Here is a 19,137-nt window from a genome sequence, read left to right as displayed (position 1 = left end):
TGAAGGTTAGTCAAAATGTAGGGTTGCGGGTTTCTCCTCTTTTAATAATGCGAAACACTATTCAGCCAAGTAGCCACAGAGTTACCAATAAAATATTGTCCTTCGTCATTAGGATGAAGTCCATCAGTATTGTTTTCATCGTAGAAATTCATGATTGCTTCTGCATCTGCTGTTCTAATTTTATCGGCTGCGTAGAATCTAACTGTGCCGTTAGCAACAGTTCCACCCCAATATTTCGTGCCGTCGACTACTAAACCAACCTTGGCTACATTGTTGTTATACGTTCCTGTTAGATAGCCATCGCCAATTTTATAGTCTGCCACAGTTACTTTTAATGGTTCATATACTTGTACCTGTACAGACGTTCTGATTTGTTTACTGCTATCGTAGAAATTCACAATCACAACATCGCCGGCTTTTAGATTTTTGTCTGCTACGTAGAATTTAAAAGTACCATTAGCGATATCCCCGCCGTAGTAACGTTTACCATTGACATCGACGCTCAAAGCTGTTGCTGGGCCAGTATATGTTCCAGTGATGTACATGTCACCAACTGTGTATTTTGTAATGGCTCCTGTAATCCCAACTCTTGCTGAAACTTGTGCTTGCGCTTTATCTACTTGTTTTTGAAGTGTTGCTTTTAGCGCTGGGTCAGTCACTGCGTTTACTTTATCTTGTGCGGCGTTAACTGCTGCTTGGTTCGTTGTCGTTTTAATATCTTTTGTTGGATCATTATTTAAGAATAGATCGCTCACGCTTGCTTTAGCTGCATCTTCTGCTTCTTTTTCAGCGTTTGTGCGGTCTACTAGTTGTTGTTTTGCCTTATCTAAGTCGCTTTGAAGTGCTTCTTTTGACGTTTCATCTGTTACTTTGTTGATTAGATCCTCTGCTTTATCAATGTCTTCTTGTGTCATGCTTTCTGAAATGTTTCCGTTTGGATCGTTATTCTCAAATAAGTTGTTTACTGCTTCACGCGCTTTTTCTTGCGCTTCTTGTTCCGCAGCTTCTTTACGATCTGTTAATTGTTGTTTTGCTTTGTCCAAATCTTTTTGAAGTTCTGCTTTTTTCGTTTCGTCAGTTACTTTATTGACTAAATCTTGTGCTTTATCCAAATCGTCTTGTGTTAGATTCCCAGTGATGTCACCATTTGGATCATTGTTTTCAAACAGATTATTTACTGCTTCGTTCGCCTTGTCTTGCGCTTCTTTCTCGGCAGCTTCTATGCGATCAGTCAATTGTTGCTTTGCGTCGTCCAATGCTGTTTGGAGCTCTGCTTTTTTCGTTGCATCTGTTAATTCATTCACTAAGTCTTGCGCTGCATCAATGTCTTCTTGTGTTACATTTCCTGTAATATCACCGTGTGGATCTTTATTTTCAAACAAGTTGTTTACTGCTTCTTGCGCTTTGTTTTCTGCATCCATACGCTCAGTCAATTGTTTCTTCGCGTTATCCAAATCCTTTTGGAGTGCTACTTTTTCGGTTTCATTTGTTACTTGATTCACTAAATTTTGCGCCTTGTCGATATCGCCTTGTGTCACAACTCCTGTAATATTACCGTTCGGATCTTTATTCTCAAATAAGTTATTTACTGCTTCGCGTGCTTTTTCTTGTGCTTCTTTTTCCGCATTATCACGAGCAATTAATTGTTGTTGCGCTTTATTTAGACTGCTTTGTAATTTCGTTTGCAACGAGCTATCTGTTACATCGTTAATTAGCTCTTGTGCTGCATTGATTTCCTCTTGTGTTAGTCCAGCTTTAATATCATTGGCTGGGTCGCTTCCACTAAATAAATTATTAACCGCCTCTTGTGCTTTTTGAGCCTGTGCAATGGCATCTTGTTGCATTTGGTTAGCACTTTTCGTAATGCTTTGCGTAGCTTGGAATACTTTATAATCTCTTGTAGAAGCAGTTCCAGTAGAAGCTAGTGTGATGTTTGTTTTTGTTGATGTTGCCACGAAGCTAAAAGTACCTTCATAACCATTGAGGATTCCCTGATTTAAACCAATCAATGTTCTAGGTGCCAAATCATTAATCTGTAACGTAATATTTCTATTTACCATTGTTCTAGTCGGACCAGGACCGACGCTTTGATCTAGATAGAACAGGGACGTGTATGTGTATTCTTTTCCGATTTCTGTATTGATTGTCTGAGATACAGAAGCATTTTTTCCAGCTTTAAAAGTAGTTTGCATGACTCCGTTCACATTACTTATTTGAAATAAAGTACCTGATGCATCTGTCGCTCTTACCCTTGAACTACTACCAGTTTCATATCCTAGCGTTGTATAATCTGCACCAGATGTTAGATTCCAGTTCGCTGCTAATTTTTTATTATTCGTGGCTGAGATAGAAAGATCTTGGCTTAATAAGTTTGGGTTAAGCACTGCTAATGTGCTTGGTTGCGACTGCGATTCTGCCGCCTTGGCAGTTAGTGCTCCTAGTGGTGTCGTTACCGATGTTCCGAGTAGTGCTACTACAGCTACAATACTTGCTGCTTTTTTCATTTTATTATTTAACATATTTACTTTCATTCTCCTTTGTGTTTGATTACTTTTTATACTGGTATTCCATGGTGGGCGGCCCCTTGCCCATCACCTCCTTATATGTTGTACTCAGAATGAGCGCCCCACCTACGTCCTTATTCGCTTTTTTATAGAGGTTGCGCGATTACCTGTTTCTCAGATATAGGTAGGTGGTAGGGACCATTCATGATCATATCTCACCTCCTAATAGCTATCAATAAATTATCTGATTTTTATATTAAACTTTCTATTTCTAATATAATTTCACGTTTACTGGTCATCTGGATAAGGTCTTCCTCTTGCAAGGCTAGCAAACTATCGCTCAGCTTTGTTAGTCCAATCCCTACATATTGCGCGATGAGATTCCGTGTAAAGACGGGAGGAATTTTCACGTAATCAGAACGGTTGGTGGGTGTGCCGAACTTTTTCCCTACTTCTTGCAAAGCTATAAAAACGCGCTCTTTATGTGTTTTTTTCATCGTCATGAGCTTCTTTGTGAATAAACTGTATTGATCCAACATGCTCAAATAGTGAAAAAGATAGCCTTCTTGTGTGCTCATAATTTTTGCGATAACATCACTTTTTAGGAAGCGCCAAATGATTGTTTCGGTGATTGTTGTTACTTTGAAATCTTCATTATTTGTATTTATCATGCTATCTGAAAGGCCAATAAATTCGGAAGGGCCCTTGAATTCGAACACTTCGTCCGTTATGCTTACACTGGTAATCCCGTCGCAAATGTAGTATACATATTCTGTATCGTCTTGATATAAAGGAATAGTCGTATTCTTTTTGAACGTCATATTTATTTTTTCAATATGAAAGAATGTGTTTTCTGCTAATAATTTAAAAAGTTTAGGTTGATTGAATTCCTGTTTGATCATTTCTCTGGAATATAGATTATTTTGACCCAAATACACAACCTCCTTATGATTAATAGTATGTCATATTATTTTTGACGTTTGTTACCTGAAAAAATGGTCCTATGCTCTAAATTGTGAATTATTTGTGACAGTTAGTTTTTTTGAGGGGTTAACAGATTAAAAAGTGGCATTAGGGGAAAAGAATAGAAAAGTTGGCGTTTAAAATGCGTCATGTCTCACTGGGGATACTTTTATTTTATGGGAATTTGCTTGTCATCGCCATTTTATTTTGCCTAAATTTTGGGCGTTTTTGAAATGAGGGGGTTGCTTATGAATCATTTTTGTTTGCGGTTAATACCTGATAAAAAAGTCCATCGTCAAATTTTGTTGATTGAGCAGGTCGCCAAGGCTAGGTATGCGATTACGCTGGATGAGATTGCGGATACGCTCAATACGTCATTGCGAACGTTAAAAAGGGACGTGCAGGAAATTGAAAGTATGGAGGAAAAGTTAATTATTAGACATTCTGCTTCGATGCTGGAAATTGATGATAATGAGCTTGTGGATTTTGTTTTGGCTGAATTGGCTGAGAAGTCGCCGCTTTTTGCGATTACGAAAAGCATTTTTGAGGGGCGGTATTTGAATATTGATGAGTGGGCGGATGAGTTGTTTATTTCGACGTCGACGTTGTACCGGTATTTGAATCATTTTAAGGAGATTTTGGCGGATTTTCATTTGAAGTTGCAGTTGTCGCCGGTTGCGATTGAGGGACGCGAGGTGGATATTCGGTATTTCTTTCATTATTTCTTCTATAGTACGGATGATGTGTCGCAGAATTTTAGGCCGGATAAGCGGGTTTTTAATCTGTTTGAAGAGAGTTTTCAGTATATTATGGAGCATAGTGAGTTGGAGGGGCATGTGAGTCATCGGAGTGTGCTGTATTGGATTATGGTGATCACGAAGCGGCTTGAGTTGCGGCAATATATTCAGATTAGTGATGATGTGCAGTTGAAGCAGCAGGAGTTGCCGATGACGTATAAATCGATTGAAAAATTAGCTGTTGAGGTGCTGGGCCTCGTTCTTTCTTCTGATGCGGATGTGAATCGGAATGAAATGCTGTTTTTGGATTTTATTTTGTTGGATAATTATGTGTATACGGAGCAGTTTTCGAGTGGAATCGTGAATATGGAAAATGTGACGTTGATTGAAAATTTGTTCGCGATGGTGCGGGAGTATTTTGTTCGGAATGGGTTGGAGGAGCCGGATGAGGCGTCTTTGAGTATTTTTGTGTTTTTCCTGCGAAATATTATTTTGTTGAGTAGACTTTCACCGCTTTTTCAGAAAAATTTCTTTGAGGTGAACGCTTCGATTAAGAAGAATCATGGAAATATTTTCGAGGTTTGGTATGATATTTTGAGGGAGAATGCGGTTCCTGAGCTTCAGCATATCGCGCATATCGATGATGTAAGCGTTAACCTGACGATGTTTACGCTGTATGTTAATAATAAGAATAACGGGAAAAAGAAGCATATTTTGTTTTCGTTTGATGGGAAAAAGGCGTATTTGAATTACCTTCAAATTTTTGCGGCGAATATTGTGGGGAGTAACACGAAAATGACGTTTTTGTCGAATCAGCGTGTGACGAATGATTATATTAAGGAATTTGACGTGGATATTTTGGTGAAGAATTATAAGGAGCGTTATGAGCATTTTGACTGCGTGACGTATACGTGTTCTAGACAACCGAATGCGACGGATTGGGACAAGGTTTCGCAGTTGGTTTTTGATATTTAACCCAAGTCTGGAACATAGCCCAGATAATCGGCGAAAAGCGCTCGCATTCAGGAGATTTAGCGGACTTCCGGTTCTGCTACGCTTAACTTCTTGCATGGTCGAGGAAACTACCCTCTCCCTGCTTTCAGTCATCACATACGGGGGTATGCTCCGCTTCCGGCTTCCACCAAATCTCCTGAATACAAACGCTTTCGCTCGATTTGTGTAAAGCAAAATTTTCGTCTTACTCAAAAATGATAAGGCGATTTTTTTGTAGTGAACGGTATCACATGTTAGTTCGCAATGTCTACATTTATAGACTGCAAGCAGGATGCCAATTCAGCGGATAATACTTGATCTGTCACCAATACATCAATATCCTCTATTTTCGCAAAAGTCGCGATGGAGCTTTTTCCGAGTTTGCTATTATCAACGAGTGCGATTGTTTTTCGGGCGGTTGCAACCATTTCGCGCTTGAGTTCGACTTCATACAGGCTAAAATCGGTTAAGCCGTCCGATGCGTTCAGGGCATATGCTGACGTGAATAGGATGTCGACGTTTACTTTCTTCAATAATTCGTGCCCAATCAGGCCTTCAATCGAGTTGGAACCGCTGCGGACAATGCCGCCGATGATGATTATTGTCAAATTCGGATTTTCTTTTAGCATCGTGGCTGTTGTTAGGCCGCTCGTAACGATCGTTAGGCGTTTCGTCGATTCTTTGATGAACTTCGCGAGTTCGAAACAGGTGGTGCTGGCATCGAGTATGATACATTGGTCGTTCTCGATATATTCAAAAGCCGCGGCGGCGATGCGTTGTTTCTCGGAGCGGTGTTTCTTTTCGCGGACGGCGTATTTTTTGTCGATGTCGTCTTTTTCTTTCATCATGGCGCCACCGTGTGTTCGTGTGAGTAATCCTTGTTTCTCCATGGCATTTAAATCGGCCCGAACGGTTGCTGCGGAGACGTTTAGCTTCTCGCTCAGCTCGTTGACGGACACTGTTTTTTGTTCTTGCACCCTATGTAAAATCTCACTTCGACGTTGATTTGCGAACATGGATTTTCACCTACTTTTTCATATAATAGTGTAATTCATCGTTTCCTTCTATTTGCTTTCAATAAATCACACTTTCATTTTACCACATGCCTACCAATAATTGTAGTATCTGGCAATCAAAAGAGAGTCTGAACAAGCATGCGCCACGCTCAGACTCTCTTTGCTCAATTCTTTTGTAGTGTCGCCAAAATTTGATCTGCTATTTTTTTAGTGGAGAAACCGAAGTCTTCGGCAAGTTCGGTGCCTGGACCTGATTTTCCGAATGTATCGATGGCGATAATTTTGCCTTGGTCACCGACGTATTTGTGCCAGCCTTGGGATGAAGCCATTTCGATCGCGATTCGGTGTGTGATTTCACTTGGGAGTATAGCTTCTTGATAGTCTGCGGATTGGCGTTCGAATAATTCCCAACTCGGCATGCTGATGACGCGGGCGCCGATTTGTTCTGTCGCTAAGCGTTCGCGGACTTCCATCGCTAAGGAAACCTCGGAACCAGTTGCGATTAGGAGCATGTCTGTCGTTGCAGTCGGCGATTCGGCTAGGATGTACGCGCCTTTTTCGACGTCTGTCGCGGCTTTCGTGTCTGTGGTCGGCAAGATTGGTAGCGCTTGACGGCTGAGCACGAGCATAACTGGATTTTCTTGTTGTGTTAGCGCGTATTTGTAGCTCGCAACCGTTTCATTCGCATCTGCCGGCCTTAAAACGACCAAGTTCGGCATCGCTCGGAATGAGGCCAGGTGCTCGATTGGCTCGTGTGTCGGGCCGTCCTCTCCAACCATGATCGAATCGTGCGTCATCACGTATGTTACTGGAAGATTCATGAGAGCTGCCGAACGAATCGCGCTCCTTAAGTAGTCTGAGAATACGAAAAAAGTCGCGCCATACGGCTTAATTCCGCCGTGCAAAGCCATTCCATTCAAAATTCCACCCATCGCAAACTCGCGGACGCCAAACCAGATATTTTTGCCTTCGTAATGGTTGGCCAGGAAGTCACCGCTGTTTTTAAGCATCGTTTTGTTGGAAGATGACAAGTCAGCCGAACCGCCAAATAGGCTTGGTATTTGAGGCGCTAGCTCGTTTAAAAGTGTACCGGAAACATCTCGTGTTGCCACTGGCGCATCCTCCGTCGTGTAGGTCGGTAAAACGAGTCCTTGATCCGCGGTTTCTTGATTATCGATGAGGCGTTGCAATTTCTCCGCTTCTTCTGGGTAGTCGTTTCTGTATTTGTTGAACGCTTGGAGCCACTTCGATTCACGGTGGTTTCCTTTAGATAAATAGTAGTCTTTTTGATAGCCGACCGTTTTTGGTAGCTCAAATGGTTCTAGTTCCCAGCCGTAGTTTTTCTTGATTTGGGCGATTTCTGCTTTGCCTAGTGGCGCGCCATGTGCTGCGGCTGTGCCTGCTTTGCTCGGACTTCCGTCGCCAATCACCGTTTTAATTTCAATCAAGGTCGGTTTGTTAGTCTCGGCTTTCGCTAGGAGAATGGCGCTGTTGATGGCCTCGACGTCATTTCCATCGGGGACGCGCAACGTTTGCCAGCCTGCTGAGCGAAAACGCAAATCGATGTCTTCGGAAAAACTTTGCGAGAGTTCGCCGTCTAGGGAAATATCGTTGGAATCGTAGAGCACGATGAGTTTTCCGAGTTGCAGATGGCCGGCGAGTGAGCTTGCTTCGTAGGAAATACCTTCCATCAAGCAACCGTCGCCGCACAAAACGTACGTGTGGTGATCGATGACTTCGTGGGATTCCTTGTTGAACATCCCGGCAAGATGCGCTTCTGACATCGCCATTCCGACACCCATCGCGATGCCTTGACCCAGTGGGCCAGTTGTTGCGTCGACGCCGGGCGTGTGGCCAAATTCGGGATGACCTGGCGTGGCGCTGTCTTTTTGCCGGAAGTTACGCAGGTCTTCTTTGCTGACATCGTAGCCGAAAACGTGAAGCAGGCTGTAAAGTAGTGCCGAGCCGTGGCCTGCCGAGAGGATGAAGCGGTCGCGGTTGAACCAGCTCGGATGCGCCGGATTAAATTTTAAATGATTTTTCCATAGTGTGAAAGCCATTGGTGCCGCGCCCATCGGTAGGCCTGGGTGCCCTGAGTTCGCCTGTTCGACCATGTCCATCGATAACACGCGTAACGTTTTTATCATTTGTTGATCCATGAGTGACATATGCGTCCTCCTTTTATTGAATGGTATAACCGCCGTCGATCACTAGATTTTCACCGGTGATTAGGTTCGCGGCGTCGCTTGCTAAAAATAATGCTGAGGCTGCGACTTCTTCTGGATAGCCAAAACGGCCAATCGGAATCTGTTTTTTCATCGCTTCGCCAACTTCTCCGGCCCATGCTTTTTTGCCGAGTTCGGTCAGGATGACGGTCGGTGAAATCGCGTTCACATTGATTTTGTGAGGCGCCCATTCCATCGCCAAAACTTGCGTCATCGAAACGATCGCGGCTTTACTCGCGCAGTAGGCTACGTGTTTATCGAGCGCAACGACGGATGCTTGAGAGGCAATATTGACGATTTTTCCGCCGCGGCCTTGTTGGATCATCACATTTCCTGCTGCTTGCGCGATGAGGAACGAGGCTTTCAGATTCAGCTCCATTGTCTTGTCCCAGTAAGCTTCGGGTAGGTCCGCGGCTTTTTCAAGAAGCGCGATGCCCGCTGAATTCACCACGATATCGACGCTACCGAATTGCTCCAAAACGGTTGCCATCACGCGTTCTACGGTTTCTTTTTTCGTAATGTCAGCTTGGATGCCTAGCGCTCGTGCCCCGCCGATTTGTTGCGCGATTTCGGCCACGTCTGGCTTGATATCAACGAGCACGACACGCGCGCCTTTTTCGAAGAACAGCTCCACGATTGCCCGCCCAATCCCGCTTGCACCGCCAGTTACGACAGCTACTTGATCTGTTAATGCAAAATTTTTATCGAACATATTTGTCACTCCTCGCTTTGATTTTCAATCTAATACGCGTTCTGGTAAGCTCACGAGAAAATCCATCAAAATCAGATAGGCCGATGTTGCGCCTGGATCTTGATTGCCGAGAGATCGGTCGCCGAGTCTGCTGGAGCGGCCACGTTTGGATAGTAAATCGATAGTCGAAATCATGCCAGCTTCTGCCGCCACAACCGCCACACGAAACGCTTCTTCAAAATTGCCTGTTTCCAAAAATGCGTGTTCTAATGCGATTCGCGCTGGTTCCAACGTGTCAATCATCGTTTTATCGCCAACTTCGGCCTGTCCGCGTTCTTTCACGCCACCCATAAATGCCAGCCAAAAAGCCGTCAAATCCGCGTCGCTAAGCGTTTCTTTGCCCTTAATCACCTTCGCCCCGCGCAGAAATCCCGTCGCATAAAGCGGGCCAACCGAGGAACCAACTGCTTCTAAGAACGTTTTACCCGCCAGCACCGCCAACTTCGAACAATCTAGTTCCTCCTGTTGCGCCAGCTCCTTCTTGATCGCCTGCCAACCAATTGACATCGTCACGCCATGATCCCCGTCGCCCAATTTTCGATCGAGTTCGCATAAATAATCTTTTTCCCGTTCCATCGTTTCCGTTACGTTATTTAAAAAATCGCGAAAATTCGCCGCATTATACATACTTGTCACGCCTCCTTATTTCTGAACATACATCGGGCAATCCGCCGGGTAATCGATGCATTCCTTTAGCTCCGCGTCTAGTTTTATCAGCGTCACCGAACTGCCGCCCATCTCAAGCGACGTGCTGTAATCCCCAATAAATGACCGGTAAATCTTAATACCACGCTCACTCAAAAGTTGCTCCACACGCCGGAACATAATCAGCAATTCCATCCGTGTCGTCGAGCCCAAACCATTGATGAGCACAGCAACCTCTTCTCCCGTCTCAATTGGCATATCCTCCAAAATCGCCCCAACAAGACGATCTACCACGTTGTCCGCCGTCTCAAGCTTACCTTTTTCAATGCCAGGTTCGCCGTGATGACCCAATCCGATTTCCATTTCATCCTCCGCAAGCGTAAAACTCGGCTTCCCAGTTTGCGGCAACGAACACGGTGACAAGCCCACGCCCATCGTCCGCGTCACGTCATTCGCACGATTCGCAAGCCGCGTCACACCCACCAAATCATGGCCCTTCGCAGCCGCCACACTCGCCACTTTTGTCACGAAAAATTCACCGGCAATACCTCGCCGTTTTTCCGTCTCCGTTTTAGGCGCCGAAGCAACATCATCCGTCACAACCACAGACGTCACCTCAATATCGTGCTCCAAATCAGCCATTTCCGCGGCCATCCCGAAGTTCATAATATCCCCGGCATAGTTCCCGTAAACGTAGACCACGCCTTTGCCTTGATCAATCGCTTCCGTCACGGCCACAATCGGACCCGGCGGCGGCGATGCGAAAATGTTCCCGACCGCAACACCATCCGCCATCCCAGCACCAATGTAACCCATAAAAGCCGGCTCATGTCCAGAACCGCCACCGATCAAAACACCAACCTTATCCGCGTCAAGCTTAGAGCGCACCAGCGCCCGCGGGTTTTCCAAACGCGTCACATATTGCGGAAACGCCTTCACGTAGCCATCAATCATTTCCTCCACTACATGATCCGCGTCATTGATTAATTTCTTCATCCTTCCACACTCCCCGTCTCCAAATAAGCTCTCTCCTGATTCGAAATTTGATCAATTTTCCGTTTCGATTGGCCGCCAGCAAACGCCACATCCAGATACGCGTCCACAATTTTTTTCGCCAATTCCAGCCCGATCACTTTTGCGCCGAGCGTTATAATTTGTGCGTCATTGCTCAGCTGGGCACGCTCCGCCGAATACACATCGTGGCACTGCGCCGAACGAATGCCCGGCACCTTATTCGCCGCAATCGACATCCCGATTCCAGTCCCGCAAACCAAGATCCCACGCTCGACCTCACCACGCTGAATCGCCGTCCCCACCTGAAACGCGATATCCGGATAATCCACCTCATCCTCCGAGAAACAGCCGAAATCAACGACCTCGTTCCCCGAATCCTCGATGTAGCCCCGCAACGCCTCCTTCATTCCAAACGCATTATGATCCGCACCAATTCCAATTCTCATTTTCCAACACTCCAATGCATTTAATCCACCGAACCAGCCGGCACCACCAAATCCTGATTTTTCGGTAAGGTCACGAATTTCATCAAAAAGGCGCTAAAAACGTAAAGTCCCGCGAACACCCAGATGACCCCAACCGTACCAAGACTTCCAATAAAAATTCCCACGACAGCAGGCCCTAAAAACGTGCTCAGCCCTGCGCCTAAATTCAAAATCGACATCGCCGCACCCTTATTTTCCGGGGCAAGCGTTGGCATAATCGCTGAAAGTGGCACGTAAGCCGCCAAGCAAGCGCCGAAGCAACCCGCGATCAGCATCGTCAGCAAGAAATTCGCGCCAGACCAAAGCGGTACGTAATAAAACAGCACCGTAAACGTCGCGCAACCCATTCCGCCGAACCACATCACCGTATTCCGCCAGCCAAGCCGATCACTAATCACACCAAACAATAAGTTAAAAATAATATTCACCGACCAAAGGCACGCATAGATTTGCAACCATTCCCCACGCGTAAAACCAATCTCCATAAAGAACAGCGGCATAAACACCGTGAAACCGTACGCCGCCGATGTATTAATCGTCCGAACAATACCGCCCATCCCGATTTTCGGTTTTTCAAAAGCGATCGTGATTCCTTTCAATAAATAACCAAGCGATGGTCGTTCGCCCGTAGCCTTTTTCGCTACTTTTTCACGGTTCAAGAAAATCGCAATCATCGCACCAATCACGACGAAAACTAGCGCGCTCCATAAGGTTGTCATTTCGCCCAAATACGGCAGCGCAATGCTTGAGTACAGCGCTCCCAACACATTCAGCCCACCACTATAGCAAAACCAGAAAATGCCGACCGCCGAACCTAGTTTTTCCGTAGGCGCTTCATACGCTACCCAAACAAGGAACGAATAAGCAAAAAGTGGATAACCGAATCCGCGCAAAGCATACGTCGGCAACATCACGTACAAATTATGACTCGGCAGCCCGACCGATATGAAGAAAATCGAACCGATAATAAAGAGAATCACACCGACCGTCATCACCCGCTGCGCCCCAAACATTTCCGATAAAACACCAGATAGCCAAGCCGCAAGCGCCGCCGCAATCCCATACACACTAAACAATAACGCCGACTGTTGAATCGAAAGTCCGCCGCTGATCAAGAACGGCGACAACCAGCCCTGCTCTAAACCTTCACCCATCATGAAGACGACAAGTCCCGCATATCCCATCATTAATTTTGGCGGTAAACCGATTCTGTTCGTTAAACTTTTCATGTCACGTTCCCCTTTCGATTATAAGTTTGGATTCAATACGACCTTCAGCGACTCCGCACCACTTCTCACCAAATCAAAACCAGCCTTAAAATCCTCGAGCGGCAATGTATGCGTTACGACACCTTCTGTTGGCAAATCCCCATTTTGAATGCCTTCGATCACTAGCGGATAACAATACGGTCCCAAATGCGAGCCCAGCACGTCCAGCTCCTTCCGATCACTAATAATGCTCCAATCCACCGTCACCGGCTCCTTAAATACCGAAAATTCAACAAAAGTTCCCAGCTTCCGAATCAGCGTCAACCCTTGCTCCACCGACTTCTGCGCCCCAGTTGCCTCAATATAAATATCGCAACCATAACCATCCGTCAAATCCTTAATAATTGTGATAACATCGTCCTTCGCCGGATTCAGCACCATATCCGCGCCAAATTTCTTCGCCAACTCCAAGCGATCCTCGAACAAATCCAGCACAATCAATTTCTGCGGACCAGACTTCTTAATCGCGCCAATCATGCCCAGCCCAAGCGTTCCCGCACCAGCAAGCACCACGACATCGCCCAATTTAATATTCGCACGCTGCACCGCATGGAACGAACACGCATAAGGCTCAATCAAAATCGCTTTTTCAATCGGCAAATCCTCCGGAACCAAATAATTTATCGCTTCTTTCGTAAATTTCATATATTCCGCCATGCCACCGTTTACATTCTTCTGGAAACCGTATAAATCATGTTTTTCACACATCCAATACTGACCACGCTTACAAAAACGACAATCCCAACACGGCACAATCTGCTCCGAAATAACACGATTCCCAAGCTCAAACTCCGTCACTTGGTCCCCATAACCAACGACGTGCCCGATAAACTCATGACCCGGAATCATCGGCGCCTTTATGTATGCAGGTTGCTTCTCGTCACCCCAAAAACTAGGAGCCCCATCAAAAGCCTTCAAATCTCCCGCACAAATCCCGCACGATTCCACCTTCACTAAAATTTCATGAGGCCCAATCTCAGGAACAGCGACCTCCTCCAAACGATAATCACCAGGGGCATACGCAACAATTGCTTTCATTTTTTGAGGGATATCTTTGCCTAACACAACATGACCTGTTTTCTCTTGACACATAAGAACATCTCCTTTTTTATTAAAGCGCTTTCTTGATTACCTCCCCATTATATTTTTATTTCCTCACTTTGTCAATCATTTATTTTCATTTACTTTCGTTTGTTATCGATTATTGCTCGTTCCACTAAAAATAACGACAAAAAAAGCCGAAACAGGCATCGATTTTTAGGTCGATATCCTAGTTTCAGCTTTCTGCATTTCTATTTTTAGAGCACGTTCATCAGCCAAATAATAAAGAAAACGAAGAAAAACGTCGCCGTTCCCCAGATAATCTTAGAATCCTTCCAAACCAGCTGACCATTGGGCCCCTGCTGCTGTTCCCGATACGTCTCCACATCCAGGCTCGCCGTCCCATCCGTCACGATATTCACAACGATAGGCGCCTGATTCCGCGTATCAATTTTTTCACGCAAAGGAAAGCGATACTCCTCCCCACGAATCGTGAAATTCAGCTCACACACCGTCGAATTCGAGGCAGGCAAATAAATACTCCGCTTCTCCCCAATTCCAAAATCATTGCCACGCTGCCGCTGATTCCCATTCACCAAATATGTATCAAAAAGCGTGTGCCTTGTCTTATTCTCTATTTTTATCTCATGAGCAATCACCGGCCCAGTAAACAAATGCATCAAATTAGACATGCCTTCCACCCCTTCATAAATTTACCCCTTTTTATTCCCGTAAGATTTCCCACCATGATGCGGACATCTCATATGGTATCGAACGAATAATCCCAACCAAGACATAACTTCCCGACATAGCACGATAGCTGTTACGCCTAACTCCCGCAACGCTCCCCATAAACTTCCCCGCATATGCTCATCCCTCATTTTTTTTAGAATCATTTATAACAAAAGGATTCAAAGCAAGTTCACTACATAACATAGAAAACTAACTGAACCCTTTTCACCGAACCCTATCACATTCATCTCAAAAATTAGTGATTGTATCTTTATCTACCAAATAAGACCCAAATATATCATTTTTATTTACTTAAGTGCTAGCCGAAGTAAGTGGTATGTTATATAATGGATTTAAGTCTTATTTTTCACTCAGTGATTACTTCATTTAAAAGCTGTTCAAAAATTAAAATTAATCCATGAACAATCAAGTTACTGCATTTCTATTCTGTAATTATCCAGATTAACGTTTCTAACATAGATGTCACTCCTCTGTATATTCATCAGTACTACCATCATGTTATAGCTAATCTGTATAGTTTTGTTGCTTCTGTTCCTTATTTCCATCAAATTAATAAAAAGTTTGGAGGCGCTATCTTGAACTTTGGAGAAACCATTAGGAAAATTAGAAAAGATAAAAATTTTACGCAAAAAGAGCTATCAGAAGGAATTCTCACTCGCTCACATCTTTCCCAAATCGAAACAAATAATTATTATCCATCTTATGATAAGTTTTTCTTACTTCTAAACAGACTAAACGTTATTTTTGAAGAATTTTTATTTGTTCAAAATGACCAGAAAATGCTTTTCAATCAACAAATACGTTCGGAAATTAGTGAAGCTGCGAATTTGAATGATACAGAAAAGCTCAAAAACTTAGCGGTTACGGCAAATGATTTATATGATAAAACAGATAACATTACCTACTATCACTATATGCTAATTTGCAAAGCTCTGATTTCATATAATATCAGTCATACCGTAAATGATGAAATGATTGAATTTGTGACACCTATAAAAGAGTATTTATTTGGGATGGATAACTGGTACCTATACGAATTGAAACTATTTAACAATATTATCTACGCTCTAACTGTTGAAGAAGCTTTACTATTCGCACGTACATCATTAAAAAGATTAGGTAACTTTCAATATTTTTTAGAATTCAGACACATTGAACAGCATATTTACACCAATCTATCAACTCTTTGCTTGGAGCATAGAGATTTTCAAGCTGCTAAAAATTTTGCTGAAATCGCTATTGAGAAGTCCACGAAATATACCTTAGTTTATGAAAAAGTATGCTCTGAATTAAATCACGCCATTGCTATCATTAATCTTGGTGAAGATGGAAACGCATACGAAGTTATTCGGAAAAATATGCTTATTATTGAATATCTAGAGTTTGATAACTTGCATGAACATTTTTCTAGTTTTTTGAAGAAATATGAGATTGAGGTGGACATTTAAACACTCTTAGTTAATCTTTTATTTTCAACATTTATACGCTACGCGAAAGAAGCCAGGCGTTCATCACATTACGCTGGCTTCCTATTCTGTATGTCATACGATATCAATTCATCATTAAAAGTTTATAAATAATATGCATAAGCCTATCATTCTGCCTCATAATCTGACTTCGATCTATCTCTTTTGTAAGGAATTTCGTTTTCATAAGCTTCCGTGTATTCTTTTGCAGTCTCGGTCACTACAACTTCTTCCTCCGCAGCAGCTTTATTTTTTGTATTGATGTCATCGATTAACACATTGGAATTAGGCCCAGAAACTAATAAACTCCCATCGTCTTGCGCATTTGCAGTAAATATATAATATTTTCCTTGACTAGGAAGTGAATCCTCTTCATATAAAAAATATTCTGTGTTTTCTTCATTGATTCCGCCTGCTTTTTCTAAAGAAATCTCTTTATCTTGCTCTAACTCTCCTTTTATATTTTCAATTACTGTTACACTATATTGAGTGTAAGGAGTAGATGCTTCTTTAGTAGATCCATTCTCTTGTTCCATCGTTTGTGCATCTTCATATCTCGTACCAGTCTTTTTATTAACATAGCCAATAAAAGTATAATCACTAAAACCAACAGTTGCCTCTGGATTATCAACATCTATTACAAAAGAGCCATGCATATATGATGTTGGAATTTTATCAGTTTCACTTGGCTTTACTGTGTCGTTTGTACATGCTCCTAGAACAGAGCTACTGATTAGAAAAAGCGTAATTATTTTGCCTGACTTCAATATATGATTCTTCATCGTATTAATTCCCCTTTAATATTTTTTATATGCTGCATCATATGAAGCTTTATCATTGATGCTCAATGTTACTTTAGTAGATACAAGATAATACATAACATCCGATGTCCCATTATGAGCTAATCTCAACGCATGCCCTAACTCATGAATCGATACATTATTTTTTTCATTAGTAGTTAGAGTATCCATGTTATATTTATTGTATTTAATAGTGCCTGAGGGGGAAGTCATCGCAGCTGTAGTATCTTTTTTAGAGTAATCGGATAATGTAACATCCTCAATGGTATTCCAAACATCCTTTCTAATTACTCCTTTTTTATAGGCATTCCAAACTGATACGCCCTTGTTGAAATTAGATTGATATTTAGTACTACCGCCCCAATCTAAATGTTTTCCTGAGTCAACCAAATCCCAAGTTAATAATTTGGTGGCAGCTTCAGCCTTGGTTGGAATTAATAAACTACTAATTCCAAGTACCATTACAGTTGAAGTAGCGATTAATATTTTCCCCATTTTTATTTTCATAATTAAACTCCTTTAGTTATATTTATATTTTACCAATAAAATATGCCTTACGCTAGGTGCATAATTGCATTCTAGAAACTTTCAGTATGAAATCTCATGAACACCTCCTTTGCATTTATATTGATTTCATAGTATCCACCTCCTAATTCAGAAAAAGTAAATTTTAATTTGATATTATTGGAAATATTTTGTATAGTATAAATAACCATCGTTACACTATCTATGTTACTAGTTTATTGATATAAATTGTTATTGTGTTATCTATTTCTATCAAATACATTCTATTGGAGGGCAATCATGAATTTTGGAGAGACTATAAGGCAAATACGAACAGATAAAAACCTGACACAAACACAGCTATCAGAAGGTATACTAGCTAGAAATCATTTATCGCAAGTTGAGAACAGCAACTACTTTCCATCCTATGATCGTGTCTTTATGCTTTTAGATCGATTAAATGTTACCTTTGAAGAATTTTTATTTGTTCAAAATGATTTACAGCCCCACGATAAGCAACAATTTAGAGTTGATATTAATGAAAAGGCGAGTCTCAATGACTACAGTCAGTTGCAACAATTATCTTTAGACGCAGATAAGCTCTATGAAGAAAATGCTAATATAAGCTATTATCACTATAGTTTAATATGTAAAGCTGTAATTGAATACGGGCTAAGCAATAAAATTAATAAAACTATGATTCAACATGTAGAACCTATAAAAAAATATCTGATGAGCATGGATAACTGGTATATCTACGAATTAAAGCTATTCTCAAGTATTATCTTTTCTTTAACAGTTGAGGAAGCTATTTTCTTCTCACGAAAAGCCTTCAAACGATTGCATACATTTCGTTGCTTCCTTGAATACCAACATATTGAACAACATCTTTATTTAAATCTATCTACACTTTGCTTAGAGCATAGGGATTTCATCTCAGCAAAAAATTTCGCTAAAAATGCTATTAAAACTGCAAAAAATTATCGTCTTGTCTACGAAAAAATTTGTTCTGAATTAAATCATGCTATCGCTTGTATTAAGCTTGGAGAAGATGAGAACACTTATGAAACAATAAGAAAAAACATGCTTGTTCTTGAATATTTAGAATTTAATACAGTACACAAGCATTTTTCAGATTTTTTAAAGAAATATGAGATTGGGTTAGAAGTATAGACAAAATAGAGCCTATTCGTGGTGCCGATTTCGACACACACGAATAAGCTCTATTTAATATTACCGCGGAGTATAAAGTAAACTGCATAAATAATGAACCTAGGATTCATTATTTACACTCCCAAGAAAGAGCCACACTTTTCAGTGTGCCTTTTCTTAAAATTAACTACTTTTTACTTTTCGTTCTTCTCCTAGCAAGCAATAACAATCCCATAGTCAAAAATAGCATTCCATAAAATCCTGATTCTAAAAATTCACCACTTACTATAAAATCACGATTTACTATATATTCTATCAAAATAGTTACACCACTACTTACACCAACTATTATCCAAACACTCCAATAAGGATGCTCCTCATAAAAATCATTCCACTTTTTATACAATGCTCCCCCACCTCCATTAGCCACTATTTATTGGTATCTGGGTCTATAGCGTGAACTAAAGAATATTCAGCTACTTTTTTTAGCTTTTACTATCAATCTAAGATATCTTCCAACAATGATGGCTACAAAAAGAACAAGCAAATACGTTCTTCCGTTATGTACAAGCTCACCAACCTCCGTGAAATAAGACGCTACTAGTAGAACTAAAAACATCATACCGAAAATAACGAAAGCCTCATTTATAATTTTTTTCATGGCTATGACCTCCTCATTCGTAGTTGTTATTTCTTTATATTACCACATAATACATCGATAGATAGCTTAATATCAGCATTATTCTTTGTTTATTCACCCAACTTTTATTTGTTGACCTCATCTTTCCTTCTGTATTACCTCATAGCAATGAAAAAAAGC

19 protein-coding genes are annotated in these 19,137 nt (G+C 41.9%); 3 read left to right on the top strand and 16 right to left on the bottom strand.

Annotated elements, in window-relative coordinates:
- Positions 1 to 41: 41 nt before the first annotated feature.
- A complete protein-coding gene (locus DUK53_RS12295; RefSeq protein WP_124892769.1) occupies positions 42 to 2,531 on the bottom strand; it encodes a toxin Cry1Ac domain D-VI-related protein in 2,490 nt (829 codons plus the stop codon).
- Between the two features lie 224 nt (positions 2,532 to 2,755).
- Positions 2,756 to 3,436: a Crp/Fnr family transcriptional regulator gene (locus DUK53_RS12290; protein WP_036133401.1), complete on the bottom strand. Its 681-nt coding sequence runs from the start codon at positions 3,434 to 3,436 to the stop codon at positions 2,756 to 2,758.
- A gap of 279 nt (positions 3,437 to 3,715) precedes the next feature.
- Between DUK53_RS12290 and DUK53_RS12285 the strand changes: the two genes are divergently transcribed.
- Positions 3,716 to 5,179, top strand: a complete 1,464-nt coding sequence (locus tag DUK53_RS12285) for an AcpB/EbpR/MafR family transcriptional regulator (protein ID WP_036133397.1) — start codon at positions 3,716 to 3,718, stop codon at positions 5,177 to 5,179.
- A 272-nt stretch (positions 5,180 to 5,451) separates the two neighbouring features.
- Here DUK53_RS12285 and DUK53_RS12280 read toward each other — a convergent pair whose 3' ends face one another.
- From DUK53_RS12280 to DUK53_RS17530, 10 genes are all read right to left on the bottom strand, one after another.
- The gene (locus tag DUK53_RS12280) at positions 5,452 to 6,213 is read right to left on the bottom strand and encodes a DeoR/GlpR family DNA-binding transcription regulator (protein WP_036094286.1); all 762 of its coding nucleotides are present in this window, start codon (positions 6,211 to 6,213) and stop codon (positions 5,452 to 5,454) included.
- 164 nt (positions 6,214 to 6,377) lie between these two features.
- Positions 6,378 to 8,381: a transketolase gene (tkt, locus tag DUK53_RS12275; protein ID WP_036133394.1), complete on the bottom strand. Its 2,004-nt coding sequence runs from the start codon at positions 8,379 to 8,381 to the stop codon at positions 6,378 to 6,380.
- Between the two features lie 13 nt (positions 8,382 to 8,394).
- Positions 8,395 to 9,150 carry an SDR family oxidoreductase gene (locus DUK53_RS12270; RefSeq protein ID WP_036133391.1) on the bottom strand — a complete coding sequence of 252 codons (756 nt, stop codon included), beginning with the start codon at positions 9,148 to 9,150 and terminating at the stop codon, positions 8,395 to 8,397.
- A gap of 24 nt (positions 9,151 to 9,174) precedes the next feature.
- Positions 9,175 to 9,816, bottom strand: coding sequence for a dihydroxyacetone kinase subunit DhaL (dhaL, locus tag DUK53_RS12265; protein WP_036094292.1), 642 nt, complete (start codon positions 9,814 to 9,816; stop codon positions 9,175 to 9,177).
- Between the two features lie 15 nt (positions 9,817 to 9,831).
- Positions 9,832 to 10,830, bottom strand: a complete 999-nt coding sequence (locus DUK53_RS12260; protein WP_036133388.1) for a dihydroxyacetone kinase subunit DhaK — start codon at positions 10,828 to 10,830, stop codon at positions 9,832 to 9,834.
- Positions 10,827 to 11,294, bottom strand: coding sequence for a ribose 5-phosphate isomerase B (gene rpiB / locus DUK53_RS12255; RefSeq protein ID WP_036094296.1), 468 nt, complete (start codon positions 11,292 to 11,294; stop codon positions 10,827 to 10,829). Before rpiB ends, DUK53_RS12260 begins: the two co-directional genes overlap by 4 nt.
- Positions 11,295 to 11,314: 20 nt before the next feature.
- On the bottom strand, positions 11,315 to 12,562 hold the full coding sequence (locus DUK53_RS12250) for an MFS transporter (RefSeq protein WP_036133384.1): 1,248 nt from the start codon (positions 12,560 to 12,562) through the stop codon (positions 11,315 to 11,317).
- A gap of 18 nt (positions 12,563 to 12,580) precedes the next feature.
- Positions 12,581 to 13,693 (bottom strand): MDR/zinc-dependent alcohol dehydrogenase-like family protein, encoded by a 1,113-nt coding sequence (locus tag DUK53_RS12245; RefSeq protein ID WP_036094299.1) that lies wholly within the window; start codon positions 13,691 to 13,693, stop codon positions 12,581 to 12,583.
- A gap of 206 nt (positions 13,694 to 13,899) precedes the next feature.
- Positions 13,900 to 14,334, bottom strand: coding sequence for a hypothetical protein (locus DUK53_RS12240; protein ID WP_036133381.1), 435 nt, complete (start codon positions 14,332 to 14,334; stop codon positions 13,900 to 13,902).
- 21 nt (positions 14,335 to 14,355) lie between these two features.
- Positions 14,356 to 14,508: a hypothetical protein gene (locus tag DUK53_RS17530; RefSeq protein WP_156110612.1), complete on the bottom strand. Its 153-nt coding sequence runs from the start codon at positions 14,506 to 14,508 to the stop codon at positions 14,356 to 14,358.
- A 462-nt stretch (positions 14,509 to 14,970) separates the two neighbouring features.
- Here DUK53_RS17530 and DUK53_RS12235 point away from each other — a divergent pair, with 462 nt between their 5' ends.
- Positions 14,971 to 15,843, top strand: coding sequence for a helix-turn-helix domain-containing protein (locus tag DUK53_RS12235; protein ID WP_124892766.1), 873 nt, complete (start codon positions 14,971 to 14,973; stop codon positions 15,841 to 15,843).
- A 146-nt stretch (positions 15,844 to 15,989) separates the two neighbouring features.
- Here DUK53_RS12235 and DUK53_RS12230 read toward each other — a convergent pair whose 3' ends face one another.
- Together DUK53_RS12230 and DUK53_RS12225 are read right to left on the bottom strand one after the other, a co-directional pair.
- Positions 15,990 to 16,643, bottom strand: coding sequence for a hypothetical protein (locus DUK53_RS12230; protein WP_036094304.1), 654 nt, complete (start codon positions 16,641 to 16,643; stop codon positions 15,990 to 15,992).
- A 15-nt stretch (positions 16,644 to 16,658) separates the two neighbouring features.
- The gene (locus DUK53_RS12225; RefSeq protein WP_373862721.1) at positions 16,659 to 17,123 is read right to left on the bottom strand and encodes a zinc metalloprotease; all 465 of its coding nucleotides are present in this window, start codon (positions 17,121 to 17,123) and stop codon (positions 16,659 to 16,661) included.
- Between the two features lie 342 nt (positions 17,124 to 17,465).
- On the opposite strand from DUK53_RS12225, the gene DUK53_RS12220 reads away from it, so the two are divergent.
- Positions 17,466 to 18,338 carry a helix-turn-helix domain-containing protein gene (locus tag DUK53_RS12220; protein WP_036094306.1) on the top strand — a complete coding sequence of 291 codons (873 nt, stop codon included), beginning with the start codon at positions 17,466 to 17,468 and terminating at the stop codon, positions 18,336 to 18,338.
- 166 nt (positions 18,339 to 18,504) lie between these two features.
- Here the strand turns inward: DUK53_RS12220 and DUK53_RS12215 are convergent, their stop codons facing one another.
- Both DUK53_RS12215 and DUK53_RS12210 read right to left on the bottom strand, forming a co-directional pair.
- Entirely contained in the window at positions 18,505 to 18,723 is a 219-nt protein-coding gene (locus DUK53_RS12215) for a hypothetical protein (RefSeq protein WP_036094318.1), read from the bottom strand.
- A gap of 66 nt (positions 18,724 to 18,789) precedes the next feature.
- On the bottom strand, positions 18,790 to 18,978 hold the full coding sequence (locus tag DUK53_RS12210; RefSeq protein WP_036094319.1) for a hypothetical protein: 189 nt from the start codon (positions 18,976 to 18,978) through the stop codon (positions 18,790 to 18,792).
- Positions 18,979 to 19,137 lie beyond the last annotated feature (159 nt).

This window comes from Listeria sp. SHR_NRA_18, from assembly GCF_003856515.1.
GTDB lineage: Bacteria > Bacillota > Bacilli > Lactobacillales > Listeriaceae > Listeria_A > Listeria_A newyorkensis.
Note: the sequence above shows the minus strand (reverse complement) of the source record. Positions and strands in the feature narration are given on the sequence as shown.

Excerpts from the sequence above, each read along its gene's own strand:
- DUK53_RS12295 (WP_124892769.1), bottom strand. The coding sequence starts at position 2,531 with ATGAAAGTAAATATGTTAAATAATAAAATGAAAAAAGCAGCAAGTATT.
- DUK53_RS12285 (WP_036133397.1), top strand. The coding sequence starts at position 3,716 with ATGAATCATTTTTGTTTGCGGTTAATACCTGATAAAAAAGTCCATCGT.
- DUK53_RS12280 (WP_036094286.1), bottom strand. The coding sequence starts at position 6,213 with ATGTTCGCAAATCAACGTCGAAGTGAGATTTTACATAGGGTGCAAGAA.
- tkt (WP_036133394.1), bottom strand. The coding sequence starts at position 8,381 with ATGTCACTCATGGATCAACAAATGATAAAAACGTTACGCGTGTTATCG.
- DUK53_RS12270 (WP_036133391.1), bottom strand. The coding sequence starts at position 9,150 with ATGTTCGATAAAAATTTTGCATTAACAGATCAAGTAGCTGTCGTAACT.
- dhaL (WP_036094292.1), bottom strand. The coding sequence starts at position 9,816 with ATGTATAATGCGGCGAATTTTCGCGATTTTTTAAATAACGTAACGGAA.
- DUK53_RS12260 (WP_036133388.1), bottom strand. The coding sequence starts at position 10,830 with ATGAAGAAATTAATCAATGACGCGGATCATGTAGTGGAGGAAATGATT.
- rpiB (WP_036094296.1), bottom strand. The coding sequence starts at position 11,294 with ATGAGAATTGGAATTGGTGCGGATCATAATGCGTTTGGAATGAAGGAG.
- DUK53_RS12250 (WP_036133384.1), bottom strand. The coding sequence starts at position 12,562 with ATGAAAAGTTTAACGAACAGAATCGGTTTACCGCCAAAATTAATGATG.
- DUK53_RS12245 (WP_036094299.1), bottom strand. The coding sequence starts at position 13,693 with ATGTGTCAAGAGAAAACAGGTCATGTTGTGTTAGGCAAAGATATCCCT.
- DUK53_RS12240 (WP_036133381.1), bottom strand. The coding sequence starts at position 14,334 with ATGTCTAATTTGATGCATTTGTTTACTGGGCCGGTGATTGCTCATGAG.
- DUK53_RS17530 (WP_156110612.1), bottom strand. The coding sequence starts at position 14,508 with ATGCGGGGAAGTTTATGGGGAGCGTTGCGGGAGTTAGGCGTAACAGCT.
- DUK53_RS12230 (WP_036094304.1), bottom strand. The coding sequence starts at position 16,643 with ATGAAGAATCATATATTGAAGTCAGGCAAAATAATTACGCTTTTTCTA.
- DUK53_RS12225 (WP_373862721.1), bottom strand. The coding sequence starts at position 17,123 with ATGGTACTTGGAATTAGTAGTTTATTAATTCCAACCAAGGCTGAAGCT.
- DUK53_RS12220 (WP_036094306.1), top strand. The coding sequence starts at position 17,466 with ATGAATTTTGGAGAGACTATAAGGCAAATACGAACAGATAAAAACCTG.
- DUK53_RS12210 (WP_036094319.1), bottom strand. The coding sequence starts at position 18,978 with ATGAAAAAAATTATAAATGAGGCTTTCGTTATTTTCGGTATGATGTTT.